At 53.3% G+C, this 13,627-nt stretch carries 17 protein-coding genes and 1 pseudogene; 4 read left to right on the top strand and 14 right to left on the bottom strand.

Going from position 1 to position 13,627, the window contains the following annotated elements:
* From ACO0LH_RS28120 to ACO0LH_RS28065, 12 genes and pseudogenes are all read right to left on the bottom strand, one after another.
* Positions 1-397, bottom strand: a pseudogene (locus tag ACO0LH_RS28120) (transposase); the annotation flags it as partial.
* A gap of 66 nt (positions 398-463) precedes the next feature.
* The gene (locus ACO0LH_RS28115) at positions 464-622 is read right to left on the bottom strand and encodes a helix-turn-helix domain-containing protein (protein ID WP_422944468.1); all 159 of its coding nucleotides are present in this window, start codon (positions 620-622) and stop codon (positions 464-466) included.
* 411 nt (positions 623-1,033) lie between these two features.
* A complete protein-coding gene (locus ACO0LH_RS28110; protein WP_422944467.1) occupies positions 1,034-2,599 on the bottom strand; it encodes a cation:proton antiporter in 1,566 nt (521 codons plus the stop codon).
* Between the two features lie 165 nt (positions 2,600-2,764).
* Positions 2,765-3,130 carry an aldo/keto reductase gene (locus tag ACO0LH_RS28105; protein WP_422944470.1) on the bottom strand — a complete coding sequence of 122 codons (366 nt, stop codon included), beginning with the start codon at positions 3,128-3,130 and terminating at the stop codon, positions 2,765-2,767.
* Entirely contained in the window at positions 3,037-3,924 is an 888-nt protein-coding gene (locus ACO0LH_RS28100) for an aldo/keto reductase (protein ID WP_422944466.1), read from the bottom strand. The genes ACO0LH_RS28105 and ACO0LH_RS28100 overlap by 94 nt, the downstream gene beginning before the upstream one ends.
* Positions 3,925-3,972: 48 nt before the next feature.
* A complete protein-coding gene (locus ACO0LH_RS28095; protein WP_422944465.1) occupies positions 3,973-4,824 on the bottom strand; it encodes an aldo/keto reductase in 852 nt (283 codons plus the stop codon).
* A 14-nt stretch (positions 4,825-4,838) separates the two neighbouring features.
* Positions 4,839-5,435 (bottom strand): flavodoxin, encoded by a 597-nt coding sequence (locus ACO0LH_RS28090; protein WP_422944464.1) that lies wholly within the window; start codon positions 5,433-5,435, stop codon positions 4,839-4,841.
* 18 nt (positions 5,436-5,453) lie between these two features.
* Positions 5,454-5,858, bottom strand: a complete 405-nt coding sequence (locus tag ACO0LH_RS28085) for a (R)-mandelonitrile lyase (RefSeq protein WP_422944463.1) — start codon at positions 5,856-5,858, stop codon at positions 5,454-5,456.
* Between the two features lie 77 nt (positions 5,859-5,935).
* Positions 5,936-6,763: an SDR family oxidoreductase gene (locus ACO0LH_RS28080; RefSeq protein WP_422944462.1), complete on the bottom strand. Its 828-nt coding sequence runs from the start codon at positions 6,761-6,763 to the stop codon at positions 5,936-5,938.
* Between the two features lie 49 nt (positions 6,764-6,812).
* A complete protein-coding gene (locus ACO0LH_RS28075; RefSeq protein WP_422944461.1) occupies positions 6,813-7,796 on the bottom strand; it encodes an aldo/keto reductase in 984 nt (327 codons plus the stop codon).
* 34 nt (positions 7,797-7,830) lie between these two features.
* Positions 7,831-8,412 carry an NAD(P)H-binding protein gene (locus tag ACO0LH_RS28070; RefSeq protein WP_422944460.1) on the bottom strand — a complete coding sequence of 194 codons (582 nt, stop codon included), beginning with the start codon at positions 8,410-8,412 and terminating at the stop codon, positions 7,831-7,833.
* 9 nt (positions 8,413-8,421) lie between these two features.
* Positions 8,422-9,414, bottom strand: coding sequence for an aldo/keto reductase (locus tag ACO0LH_RS28065; protein WP_422944459.1), 993 nt, complete (start codon positions 9,412-9,414; stop codon positions 8,422-8,424).
* Positions 9,415-9,514: 100 nt separating this feature from the next.
* Here ACO0LH_RS28065 and ACO0LH_RS28060 point away from each other — a divergent pair, with 100 nt between their 5' ends.
* The 4 genes from ACO0LH_RS28060 (at position 9,515) to ACO0LH_RS28045 (ending at position 11,874) form a co-directional block, all read left to right on the top strand.
* Positions 9,515-10,405, top strand: coding sequence for a LysR family transcriptional regulator (locus ACO0LH_RS28060; RefSeq protein WP_422944458.1), 891 nt, complete (start codon positions 9,515-9,517; stop codon positions 10,403-10,405).
* A gap of 405 nt (positions 10,406-10,810) precedes the next feature.
* Entirely contained in the window at positions 10,811-11,161 is a 351-nt protein-coding gene (locus ACO0LH_RS28055) for a response regulator (protein WP_422944457.1), read from the top strand.
* 14 nt (positions 11,162-11,175) lie between these two features.
* Positions 11,176-11,571 carry a hypothetical protein gene (locus tag ACO0LH_RS28050; protein WP_422944456.1) on the top strand — a complete coding sequence of 132 codons (396 nt, stop codon included), beginning with the start codon at positions 11,176-11,178 and terminating at the stop codon, positions 11,569-11,571.
* Between the two features lie 96 nt (positions 11,572-11,667).
* The gene (locus tag ACO0LH_RS28045) at positions 11,668-11,874 is read left to right on the top strand and encodes a LysR substrate-binding domain-containing protein (protein ID WP_422944455.1); all 207 of its coding nucleotides are present in this window, start codon (positions 11,668-11,670) and stop codon (positions 11,872-11,874) included.
* A 305-nt stretch (positions 11,875-12,179) separates the two neighbouring features.
* On the opposite strand, the gene ACO0LH_RS28040 is transcribed toward ACO0LH_RS28045, so the two are convergent.
* Positions 12,180-13,205: an AraC family transcriptional regulator ligand-binding domain-containing protein gene (locus tag ACO0LH_RS28040; RefSeq protein WP_422944454.1), complete on the bottom strand. Its 1,026-nt coding sequence runs from the start codon at positions 13,203-13,205 to the stop codon at positions 12,180-12,182.
* Positions 13,206-13,215: 10 nt separating this feature from the next.
* Positions 13,216-13,542 carry an alpha/beta hydrolase gene (locus tag ACO0LH_RS28035; protein WP_422944453.1) on the bottom strand — a complete coding sequence of 109 codons (327 nt, stop codon included), beginning with the start codon at positions 13,540-13,542 and terminating at the stop codon, positions 13,216-13,218.
* Positions 13,543-13,627 lie beyond the last annotated feature (85 nt).

Here is a 13,627-nt window from a genome sequence, read left to right as displayed (position 1 = left end):
TTTTCTGAGGACAGCCTGGCTTCGTACCGATAGCAGACCTGGCTGACGGCAAAGGCCGCGCAGGCTATACGTATGCTGGCAGCATGTTGTTGAACCGCCCATCGCGCCATCTCGCGCCGCTGAGATGCTTTTACCACTTTTTTTGCATGGCCTCCGCGATGATCTCCGCCTTGAGCTTCTCTTCGGCATACATCTTTTTGAGCCTGCGGTTCTCGTCTTCCAGTTCCTTCATTCTGGCCATCAGGGAGGCATCCATACCGCCAAATTTGGACCTCCACTTATAGAATGTGGCCCCACTGATGCCATGTTCCCGGCATAGTTCCGGCACTGGGGAGCCTGCTTCTGCCTGTTTCAATATGGCGATAATCTGGCTATCGCTGAATCTCGATGTTTTCATGTAAAACTTCCTCAAAATCTCAATTAAGAAAATTCTACTTTTAAATGCGATTAATTTCCGGGGGGATTACCCTAGCGCCTGCGCTAGCAAATCCATATTGTCGATTGACACATTACGTATTCCACGCTCAACACCACTAACGTAACTACGACTCAAGTCAGAACGTAGTGCCAACTCTTCCTGGGAAATCTCTTTGTGGCGACGCACTCGGCTGCGTATTCTCATAAAAGTAGCCGTGGATTATTCCAGAAAAGTGGCCACCAAATCGCAGTCCAAAGTAGCCGCTTTTTGGCATCACTAAGTTGCCGCTGTTTCTCAATTCTATGTAGCCATGATTTCTCATATAAATAGCCACCGAGTTCAGTTTGAACGACACAATCAGTGGCTGGCGCTTTGCGACCATTTATTTGATAGTCAGCGCCAAACTCAATGTATGGATTTTTTTTCTGAGAACAATACCAGGGCTTCGATTACGGCATCGTCAAGATTACGGTAGAAAAAATTCCGGGAAGTGTCTTGGTAGGCCATCCGGCAGAGTAAGTATTTTCATTGAGCCGGCCACCGTTTATCATCCAAGGGAGCCGCCCTTTTGCATTTCAAAAAGGACAGGCTTTTTCATTGAACAAGCCACCCATTTTAGTTTTCACGGTCGCCGCCTGCGCTCAGCTCGGCCCAGTCAAGCTCCCTGACCAATATGCGGTAAGCGTCGTCACCTATAATATCTGTGCGCCGCAATTCTGTCGCTTCCCTGCGAGCAAGCCCAATAAGATCTCGCCGCAGTGGCCCGCCAGGAACATCATCAAACGGTGCATCTGATGGGCTCCCAGTGTTGAGATCAAGCAATGCGGTGTATTCCTTGCGAAGTAGTTGCGCAGGTAGGGAATCATTCCCCTTGAGGTAATCAAGCACCACTTGATAGGCACGCGCCCGACCAAAGCGGACCTCGCGTGTTACCGGGTCATCGTCAGTGAGGCCAAGGCGACGAATCAACAGCTTGATGGTAAGCCCCTGCAATACCAAGGTCCCAAGCACAACCGCGAATGCGCACATCAGGATCAGATCACGGTACGAAAATGGCATGCCGTTTGGCAAAGTCTCTGGAATCGCAAACGCTGCGGCGAGTGTGACAATTCCGCGCATCCCAGCCCAAGAGACAACAACGCCGCTGGCGAACGTTGGCTTGCCGCTGTCGTCGGTGCTAGAGCGGTCAAGTAGCCGCCTTTTGATGACCGTGTATCCCATGACCCATGCAAACCGCGCCGCAATCGTCACAATGAGGACTACGCCAGCCGTCATCAGCGCATCAGTTCGTTCGCTGCCCACTTCCAGCCTCTCCCAGATGGGGCGGAGCTGTAAGCCTATCAGTACAAATGCAAAGGCGTTAAGGACAAAGACAACCGTCTCCCACACCGCAAAGACCGGTATCCGCATGCGGGCCGAGATATTTGGTCCGCTGTACCGTGCCATTGTCATTGCAAAGGCAACAAGGGTAAGGATACCTGACAAGCCAATAGCTTCCGCTGCGATCCAGACGCCGAAGGTGCATGCGAATTGCAAAATGACAGAGATCGATACGTCACGCACGAAGCCGAACAAAGGACGAATCGCAAAAGCACATGCGATACCCGCAGCAAGACTGCCAAAGACCGTCAACAGAAACACGGGCGCGAAACTGCTTATCCCAAATGTCCCTGTTATTGCACTCATGATTGCAAGGCGATACACGAGAAGTGCACTCGCATCATTGAGCAGGCTTTCACCTTCCAGGATTTTCAGAAGCCGGTGTGGCAACTTGACCTGCCTCATCACCGCTGTTGCTGCTGCAGCATCTGGCGGCGCAACGATAGCACCAAGGGCGATAGCGACTGGCCATGGCATCCCAGGTATGAGCCACTTGGCAGCAATTGCAACCGCAATCACTGTAGTCCCAACTGCCGCAATGACCAGGCCTGCAACAGGCCGCCAGTTGGCACGAAGGTCACGCAACGATGTGTCATAGGCAGCATCAAGGAGCACTGGCGCGACGAACAGAGTCAGGGCGAGATGCGGGTCTAGCGTCCAGTTCGGACTTCCAGGAATGAAGGCTAACAAAACACCCCCGAGCGCTAAAAATGTCGGGTAGGGAGCGCCAATCTTTTGTGCGAGAGCTGCGAGCAGCGCAGCGCCCAATAATAACGCGATGATCCATTCAAAAATTGCCATGGCTGTAGTCTTCCTTGACTGGGATGCCTTACCGGTTCGACCTTCTGCAAACTACAAACAATACATCAGTAGCGAGTAGAACAAGTGAAAATCTTTACGTGTTTGTGTATGACCAAAATTCCGCAAGCTTAGGCTGAATGCCAGATGCGTAATGATGCAAAAACGTCAGCGTCTTGGCTGCGCCTCAACATCTGAGAATGCAAGCACGCTATCGGGAAGCCGGGCACCTTGAATTTGAATCGCTGCCGTAGATGCGTTCAGCTCGGCGAGCTCTGATTGCGAGAACTGTACTTCAATCGCGCCGATATTGTCGAGCAAATGTGGCAGTTGCGTTGTACCTGGGATCGGCACTATCCACGGCTTCTGCGCCATGAGCCAAGCCAACGCAATCTGGGCTGGCGTTGCATTTTTTCGGTTGGCCCAGTTCCATAGCAGCTTCACGAGCGCCAGATTTTGTGGCAAGTTCTCAGGTGAAAACCTGGTTTCGATCTTGCGGATGTCAACTTCCGCGAACCGCGTCTTTGCATCAATGGCACCTGTGAGGAAGCCAACCCCAAGAGGGGGGTCCAGGGCACAAAACCGATGCCAAGCTCTTCGCAAAGTGATAGAGCCCATTTTTCTGGACCTCGCCACAACATTGAATATTCATTCTGAACGGCCGTAACGCGCTGCTCAGCATGCGCGCGGCGAAGCGTATCTGGCCCCATCTCGCTGAGACCCCAGTGCAGCACCTTGCCCTGAGTCATGAGATCTTTGACCGCGCCGGCAACGTCCTCGATCGGGACATTTGGATCGACACGGTGTTGATAAAGGAGATCGATTCGATCGGTGCGAAGACGCCTGAGTATGCCTTCAACCGCCAGCTTGATATGTTCAGGACGACTATTGAGCCCCGGCCGACGCTCGCCAGTCTGAAGATCGATGTTCCAACCGAACTTTGAGGTAATAACAACCTTGTTGCGAATTGGTGCCACACCTTCGCCAAGTATACGTTCCACCTCATGCGGACCATATGCTTCGGCTGCATCGAAGAACGTGACACCACTATCGAACGCTGCCCGAATGATTTTAATCATTTCGGGTCGGCTTGGGATCGAGGTTTGATAGGTTCGACTCATGTTCTGAACGCCGAGCCCGAGACTGGAGACCTCAAGCGATGCCAGCTTTCGTCTCCCTGGCATCAGCTTAGTATTTGCGACGACAGGGTCTGCTGGCTGCGCTGAAGCTAGAGTGGCGGTGGAGCTCAACAGAGGCGTCGCAGCGAGACCTCCAACCAACCCGAGAAAGCTGCGGCGTCCTATTTCTGATTTGTTTACTGGTGTCATGACTGGTTGCTCCTCTTAGTGATTGTTTTGTTCAAATTATTTATAAGGCTATACATCGAGCCGCCGCTCGCTCATCCATTTGACCATCGCCGGATCGCGATGTGAAAAGAAGCTGCTGGTGGCAGTTTCGAGTTTCCCTATAAGAGCAATATCGGACTCATCCAACGCAAAGTCGAAAATATTCAAGTTCTCTGCCATACGCTCTTTGCGGACAGACTTAGAGAGTGACACGATGTTGCGCTGAACGAGCCAGCGCAGAATGACCTGACCTACCGACTTGCCATACCTTTCGCCGATCGTGAACAGCGCCTCATTCTGGAACAGGTTGTTGCGCCCTTCGGCAAACGGTGCCCATGCTTCTGCCTGCACCCCGTTGTCGCGCATGAACGTCGCACTCTCTTCCTGTTGATGGAAAGGGTTGATTTCGATCTGATTGACGGCGGGTTTCACTTCGTTGAAGGCCATGATGTCCATCAAACGATCCGGCTGAAAATTGCTGACACCGATAGCCCGTAGCTTACCCGCCTTGTGGGCAGCTTCCATTGCCCGCCATGAACCATGAACGTCGCTGTAAGGTTGATGGATCAGATACAGGTCAAGATAGTCGAGTTGCAAACGACGCAGTGAGTTATCGATTGCCTTGATGGTGCGCTCATATCCGGCGTCCTGTACCCAGAGCTTGGAAGTCACGAAGAGCTGGTCGCGTGAAACGCCGCTGGCTTTCAATCCTTTCCCGACAGCATCCTCGTTCAGATAAGAGGCTGCTGTATCGATCAGCCGGTAGCCCGTTTCGATTGCGTCCACAACACAGCGTTCGCATTCTTTTTGATCAGGAATCTGGAAGACGCCGTAGCCGAGAATCGGCATCTGTTGTCCATTTTTTAAAGTAACATTTTGCATGACGGTTCTTTCAGTCATTTAAGTGCGGGTGATTGTTTAGCCATCCAAGCATTGACGCTCTCCATCGTTTGGCGCTCTTGGTCGGCCTGCATTGAAAAGGCCTGACGGAGTCGTGCGCGGGGTGCGTGACGTGCAATAACGGCCTCGCTGCTACCAAGACCATAGCCACCGTGGGTAAGAAAGGGAATGAGCGTCTTGCCAGATAGATCGTGTGCCGACAGGAAACTGCGAATGATTGAAGGAGCCGTTTCCCCCCATACCGGCAAACCAAGAAAGATCGTGGTGTAACGCGTAATATTGGGCACCTTTGATTTCAGAGCTCGCTCTATGCCCTGATCTCGTTCCTGGCGTGCCTGCTCGACAGTTGCCAAATACTCGTCCGGGTAAGGAATAGCGGGCAGTATTTCGAATAGGTCCGAGTCAAATGCCCGATGGATCAATCCAGCCACGACGCGCGTATTACCTGAGCGTGAGAAGTAGGCGACCAAGAAGGACTTCTCTTGCCCTGAAGTGCCCTGACCAAAAGTTGTTGCTGGCAGCGCGCTCTCCAGAGAGATGCCAGCGACGGCTGACAGTAACCTGCGGCGCGGTTTATCGGGGGAACGCGTCATCGCATCACACGCCATTGCTCATTTTGTTCCAGCGAGGTATTCCTCGTCGGTGACCTTCTCCATCCAGATGACGTTCTTTCCATCAAGCGCCTCCTGCACTGCAATATGGGACATGGCAGTCGTGGGCGTGGCACCATGCCAATGCTTATGACCTGGCGGACACCAGATCACGTCTCCCGCCCGGATTTCGACAATCGGTTCGCCTTCACACTGTGTCCAACCGCAGCCAGATGTGATGATCAGCGTCTGTCCAAGGGGATGCGTGTGCCATGCAGAGCGGGCACCAGGTTCGAACGTAACGCTGGCGCATGAAACACGTGAGGGCGCGGGCGCGACGTTGAGCATGTCGACACGGACATTCCCAGTGAAGTATTCTTCAGGACCTTTGGCGGAGGGCTGTGAGCCTGGACGTTTGAGTTGCATGATATGTATCCTTTGGGCTAAATTGCGGCTTCGATTTTTTGTTTTGTGGCATTTATGCAATCCCACATATCTGCCAGTCACTTTGGAGCAAGTTCTCCGTACCAATAAGATGCGGTAACGCCTCCATCCATCAGAAAATCGCTGCCAGTAATGAACCCGCCATCGCAACCCATTAGCAATGCGCCGACAGCCCCGACCTCGTCTGGGGTACCGCCACGTTTGGCAGGCGACAAATCGATCATGCGGCGGTAGCTTTCACCGCGTGGGCCACTTAGCTCATCCCTTGCAAGTGGCGTGAAAATAATGCCAGGGCTGATCGTGTTGATGCGTGCACCGCGCTTGCCCCACCGTACGGCTTCGGCCATGACCCGCAAAGAATTCCCACGTTTCGAGAGCTGGTAAGCATGTAGCGAATCCTTGACCCGGTCAGGTTGCAACATAGGCAAGCCCAACAAATCTTCCACAGGGCTAGTGGCGAGAGCCGCATTCTCCTCAACACTCAGACCAGGTAAGCGGTGTCCGGATTGTGAGGCGATAACGACGCCAGCTCCACCGTCGGCAATGACATTACCAAATTCTTCCAGCACAAGTGCGGTGCCATACAGGTCAACCTTAAGGATAGTTGCCGGAGAAGCCTGCGACGGCGAAACACCAGCCGCATGGATTAAGCCGGTCACGCTTCCGAGTGATATAGCTGTCTGAACCAGGGCATGTACCGATGCACGTGACGAGACATCTACCGTCGTCGCCGTCACCTCAAAGCCTGCGTCGGCAAGCGTCTTTGCAGCAGCATCCGCGTTTTCCTTATTCAGATCGGCGAGCAGTACATGCTTGCCTGCACTGATGCGGCGGGCTATAGCTTGGCCGATTGAACCAGCTCCGATAACAACAATGATGTTGGTCATGATGAGTTTCCTTATTTTGTGTTGGGGAATGCATTTCCGTGCGACGCGTTCACTTGCCCACCAGCTTTTGCCGGTCTGTAGAGTAGCGAGCACCCTGAACTGGAGCGTCTGAAACGGCAGCTTCAATCTCGCTTAGGTCTTCGGATGACAGTATTACCAACGCAGCGCCAGCGTTTTCTTCGAGGCGATGCAGCTTCGTGGTACCAGGAATCGGAACGATCCACGGTTTCTGTGCAAGCAGCCAGGCGAGCGCTAGCTGTGCTGGTGTTACTTGCTTGCGGTTGGCAATGCCTGCCAGCACGTCTACCAACGCACGGTTCGCCTGACGCGCCTCCGGAGAAAAACGTGGCACGGAGCTGCGGAAGTCGTTCGCGCTGAACGATGTCTTGGCATCAATAGCGCCGGTCAGGAATCCTTTGCCGAGAGGACTGAAAGGTACAAAGCCGATACCGAGTTCCTCAAGAACTGGCAGGATTTCTTTTTCCGGCTCACGCCACCAGAGCGAATATTCGCTCTGCAGAGCGGTGAGGGGCTGAATCGCGTGAGCACGGCGAATACTCTCAACTCCTGCTTCCGACATGCCGAAATGCTTCACTTTGCCTTCGCGGATCAGTTCTTTGACTGTGCCAGCCACATCTTCGATGGGGACAGCCGGGTCGACGCGGTGCTGGTAGAACAGATCAATGCGGTCGGTACGCAAGCGTTTCAGTGCCTCGTCTGCAACCTGTCGAACGCGTTCCGGCCGGCTATCGAGTCCTTTACTCGTGTCCCCGTCTCGAAAGCCGAACTTGGTGGCAATCACGACCTGATCACGCATCGGCGCAAGCGCTTCGCCAACCACACCCTCGTTGATAAATGGACCATAGGCTTCAGCTGTGTCGAAGAATGTGATGCCACGCTCGACGCCTGCACGGATCAGCTTGATGGCTTCAGCGGTGTCAGTCGCAGGTCCGTATCCATAGCTAAGGCCCATACAACCGAACCCGAGTGCGGAGACTTCTAAACCACTATTCCCTAGTTGTCGTTTTTGCACTTCATACTCCTTTGATGAGAGGTTGTGCTTGCATTTACTGGCTTACCCCAATGCTGGAACGAACGTGCAGCATTGGATCGAAAGCCAGCTTGATGATCAAATCCGACAGACTGTTCAACGATACGTCATGACCGTGGAACGGTTCACCCTTCTGCGTGATTTGGTAGTCGACTTTCGGGTCGTGCGTAAACCAGCCTGGACGCAAAACCGTGTAGTCCAGGCCAGAAGCCTCGATGACCGCAGCAGAGTCACGATATGGGTCCAATACGCTACGGTATTTTTCTCCTGGAACCTCACCATAGATGCCCATCGAACTAATGAAGATCAGCCGCTTCAAGCCAGCTTCTTTCATTGACGTCACAATGTTGCGGGCTTGTTCACCCATATCACCGGCAAGGCTGGCGAACACCACGTCCTGATCTGTCATCGCTTCGATCAAGGCTGCCCGGTCGAGGACATCACCCTCTACGATTGCCGCCCGCTTTGGATCGGGATTCTTCAACCGGCTCGCATGGCGCAGGTAAAGAGTCAGATGCGCATCTGTCTTTTTAAGAAAGTATGTAGTCGTATGGCGAGCGAGCTGACCGTTTGCACCAAGGATAAGAACGCGTGTCATCTCAACCTCCTATCTGTCAGCAATCGAAGTAAGGCCTTCCGATAGCGGAGCGCCTTTCACATCGATGGCTGCAAATGCATCATCGATTTGTCGCAAGTCTTCGGGTGTGAGAGCCAGGTCGGATGCGGGCAGGTTGTCGTCGAGATGCGCAAGTTTCGTTGCGCCTGGAATTGGCACAATCCACGGCTTTTGGGCAAGCAGCCAGGCAAGTGCTATCTGTGCGGGTGACGCGCCCTTGCTAGCAGCCATCGTCCGGAGAAAATCAACCACAGCAAAATTTGCCTTCAGTGCCTCAGGCGTGAAGCGTGGGAAGGTGGCGCGCAGATCCGTTGCATCATCGAATTTGGTATCCGGAGTAATCTGGCCTGTCAGGAAGCCCTGGCCAAGCGGCCCCCATGAGACGAAGCCGATGCCGAGTTCTTCGCAGAGCGATAACAGTTCAATCTCGGGTTCGCGCATCCAGAGTGAGTAGTGGTTCTGAACCGCAGCAACGGGCTGGATTGCATGCGCGCGCCGCACAGTCTTGGGACTTGCTTCAGAAAGACCAAAATGCTTGACCTTGCCTTCGGCTATCAGTTGCTGGACAGCACCGGCTACATCCTCAATTGGCACGGCCGGGTCAACGCGGTGTTGGTACAGCAGATCAATATGGTCGGTACGTAGCCTCTTCAGGGAGGCTTCAACGACATCACGAATGTGTTCTGGCCGACTATCGAGGCCGACCATTGCGCCATTTTCATCCAGCTTGAACCCGAACTTCGTCGCAATGACGATTTGGTCGCGAAATGGTTCGATTGCCTCACCGACCAGGAGTTCGTTGGTAAATGGGCCATATCCTTCGGCGGTGTCAAAAAAGGTCACACCGCGTTCGAATGCACCTCGAATCATGGCGATACCTTCTGCCTTATCAGAAGCAGGGCCAAGGCCAAAGCTCAGGCCCATACAACCAAGGCCGAGTTCAGAAACGGTAAGGCCATTGCGGCCCAGTTGACGTGTTTTCATGATGTTTTCCTGTCTTTTATTGATTCCATGTAGCTTAGGTTAATTGACATTCAATGACTAGACTGCTAAAACGATATTCAATAATTAGGAGATCTAATCAATGGCAGTTTTCGATGACCTGGCCGCCTTTGCGGCCGTGGTGAGAGCAAAAAGCTTTACACGCGCAGCTGCGCAGATTGGTGTTACGCAGTCCGCGCTTAGCCAAACAGTGCGGTCGCTGGAGCGCAGGCTTGATCTAAAGCTGCTCAACCGCACAACACGCAGCGTTGCCCCCACAGAAGCGGGCGAGCAGTTATTCCGAACGGTGGAGCCGCGGCTGGCCGAGATCGAAGCCGAGCTGGCAGTGCTTGGCAACATGCGCGGCAGACCCGTTGGCACTGTCCGGATTACAGCGACCGAACATGCGGTACGGTCTATCGTTTGGCCGAGACTTTTGCCGTGGTTGCCAAACTATCCGGAAATCAAGGTGGAGATCAGTAGCGACAACCGATTTGTTGACATCGTGGCAGAGCGTTTCGACATAGGTATCCGCCTCGGTGGCGACGTTGCCAAGAACATGATTGCACTGCGGATTGCACCAGATATGCGCATGGTGGTTGTGGGAAGTCCTGCTTATTTCGAGCGCAATCGACCGCCGAAAACGCCTTCAGATCTGAGCGAACACGATTGTATTGGTTTGCGCCTGCCGACATACGGCGGTATGCTGGCCTGGGAATTCAAGCATGGCGAGCGAATCACAAGCACCCACGTTGAAGGTCGTCTCGTCTTTAACCGTAGCGACCTGATGGCGGACGCCGCAGTTGCCGGAAATGGGCTTGCCTGGCTTCCGGACGACATGGTACGTGAGCATCTCGCTGCGGGGCGGTTGGTGACGACGCTTGATGACTGGGCGATCACTTTCCCTGGCTATCACCTCTACTATGCGAGTCGTCGTTCTTCGTCTGCGCTCTCACTTGTTGTCGATGCATTGCGACTCCCAAAGTCGCGCTGACTTAATTTCAAGGAGAGTTCCGCCAGTTACACTTTATGCATACTCATGCGTATAGCTCAAGAGCTTGGGCGCAGTCCTGCCGGCATTTGTTGATAAAGACGCAGATAGGCACCTTTGAGCTAATCGGGTACCGAGCTCCAAACCGGCTTCTTGAAGGCTTCAACAAGGAAGTCAATCAAGTATCGTAACTTCAACGCGAATTGCCTGCGCGAGGCGTAGATTGCGTAGATGCCCAATTCCACAGTCTGGTGATCCGAAAGAATCTGTTTTAACCTCCCGTCACGCAACGCTTCGTAGACTAGAAGTCAGGCTGCATGACGAATCCCTGATGCGGCAACGCAGCCGGTACCGACGATTGATAACGAACCTGCAATAAAGCTGAAACCGGCAACGGGAAATATTAATATGCTTGTAGTGGATGACAATGAAGATGCGGCCTCTATGCTGGGCATGTATTTGGAACTTGCTGGGTGTAGCGTAAAAATTGTTCACAGTGGCAAATCAGCCCTGGATGTAGTAAAAACGGATTCTTTAGATGTTTGCCTGCTGGACATAGGTATGCCTGATATGGATGGTACGCAGTTAGCTAAGAATCTGCGTCGATTACCTACAATGGCAGACACGATGCTTGTGGCAATCACAGGGTATGGGCAAGACATAGACCGACAAAGATCATCAGAAGCTGGCTTTGATCACCATATGGTAAAGCCTGTTGACATGGATGCGTTAATGCGTCTGTTAGCAGAACTGAGTTAATTAGTGAGCTAAGAATGGCGATTGCACAAATTATCGTGCAGCAATCAGTAAAAAACATAGAAAGTGGTATACTTCATTTACCTTTTGCCAATCATTTCAATGTTATGCGAATTTTATTTGCGTTGAGTTCTTTGACTATTTTGCTTTCACTGCAAGCTTGTTCAGGTGCTGGGCCGTCGGAATTTGCAATCAAGGCCGCTGCCGCTGCTTCAGAACAAAAGCGTGAAGGTGGAGTATTAGATCTGTCCAGGTTTGATAAGTTGGACATAAAAAACAAAAATTGTAAAGTCAGCGAAGATCAGAAGAGCGCGGATTGCAATTTTGAGTTGAACGGTAAAAAATATTCAATCAAATTCGCAACTACGGGTAGCGGGTGGGCATACGTTAGCGACTCCGACGTCAAACAGTGAGCTGACTCCCGAATGACTGCAGTTTCCAATTGAACACACGCTGTTAAATCATTAATTCTCAGACCTCGCTCAAGTTTTGCTTCAAACAAATGCCTGATGGCTGACGCCGCAGTTGCCGGAAACGGGCTTGCCTGGCTTTCAGGCGACATGGCGCGTGATCATCTTGCTGCAGGGCGGTTGGTGACGACGCTTGATGATTGGGCGATCACTTTCCCTGGCCATCACCTCTACTATGCGAGTCGTCGTTCTTCGTCGGCACTCTCCCTTGTTGTCGATGCATTGCGACTCCCAAAGTCGCGCTGACTTAATTTCAAGGAGAGTTTCGCCAGTTACACTTTATGCATACTCATGCGTATAGCTCAAGAGCTTGGGCGCAGTCCTGCCGGCATTTGTTGATAAAGACGCAGATAGGCACCTTTGAGCTAATCGGGTACCTTAGCACTCTATTCGGCGAAGAAAAAAGTGGCAAAGAATGCTACATTTTTGATACGCACAATCAAATTTAAGTTTTTGACCAGCCAGATATTTCCTGACACGGATCAAGTGCGCATGTCGTTCTTTATCTAGGGGCTGCGGCCGAGGTGACCGATATCAGCAGCTGGGCACTGTCATCCATTTGGCTGCGGTAATAACTTACGTGTGGAGCGCCATGCCGTCGGCGTCAGCTCTTCCCACTGCCGGAAGGCACGGAAGAAGGAGTTCTGGTCCTCGTAGCCCAGCATGTAGGCCACTTCGATGATCTCAAGCTCGGGATCGGTAAGATACTCCAACGCTAGTTGATGGCGCGTGTCGCTGAGCAGGCTCTGGAAGGTCAGCCCCTCATCGGTCAGCCTGCGCTGTAAGGAGCGCGAGCTCATTGCCAATTCGGTGGCGACTGCGCGGATGTCAAGGCGGCCTGCTGTTAGCCGTCGGCGCAAGACCCAGCGGATTTGCTCGGCCAGCGTGGCGTGCCTGGTTTGCTGCTCCAGCCGCCGGTCAAGCTCTGGGATCAGGATGTCGAGCAGCTCTGCATTGTAGGTGACAAAAGGCCGGTCAAGATCATTGCGCTGGAAGATCAGCCGATCTTGCTCAGCGCCGAAGCGCACGCGGCAGCCGAAGTAGTTTTCGTAATCGGCGATGGCGTTTTGCGGCCGCGCCAGTTCGAGCATCAGCGCCGAGATAGGTGTTGCCGTTCCCTGCCGCCCCAATTCAAGCAGCGAGGCGAACACCGTATCAATCAGCGCGGACGGTGTCGTCTGGCCATTGCCGTAGGTCCAGGTCACGACAATTTCGCCACGATCTTCGTGCTCGTCGAGGCAGATTTCTTCCGGGACGCACAGACGCTTGAACCGCGCCACGCGCTGCAATGCATCGCGAAAGTCGCGGGCATGGTAAGCCACCAGGAATGAAGGGCGCATCGCCAATCCTTGCAAGCCAGCTGCGATGCGCAAGCCGATGGCGGGCTCGCCACTGAGTTCAGGCAGCACATTCCACAGCGCGAAGAATTGTGCAGTGGAAAGCGGAGCCTCATTGGCCATGACGCTCACCGGCATCCGCGCCGCACGCAGCACATCAGCGCGGGCTATACCCGCCCGCTTGATGCTGGCCCATAGCGCGTCGGAAAACTTGACCTTGTCCGCCACCGGTTGCTTCATAAATGCCGACTCAAAGAATGGTTGTATTAAAAAAGTTGGCGAGCTTTGCCACCGCCGGGTTCACATATTCGGGCTTGTAGTATAAGCCGACATGAGTCGCGCCGTCGACCCAGAACAACTCCTTGGGCTGGTTAGCGCGTGCGATCGCATCTTCGCCCATCCATTTGCTGACCGCCTCAGTACCGACAATCATCAAGAGCGGACGCGGAGCAACCAGTTCAACCAGACTGAAACCGTTGGCCACCGCGGTGCGGTCGATGCTGGTCCAGGCCAGTTCATCGGCCTGACGCGGATGGGGGGTGCGGACAATAACTTGGACTACTTGGAGGTAGTTCATGTATTCATACGAAGACCGTATTCGAGCGGTCAAGCTTTATATCAAGCTCGGGAAGCGCATTCGCCCGACCATTCGGCAGTTGGGT

Origin of the sequence: Undibacterium sp. TJN19, from assembly GCF_049339485.1 — a bacterium.
Taxonomy (GTDB): Bacteria; Pseudomonadota; Gammaproteobacteria; order Burkholderiales; family Burkholderiaceae_D; genus Undibacterium.
The sequence above is the reverse complement of the archived record's forward strand: the minus strand, read 5'-3'. Positions and strand labels throughout refer to the sequence as shown.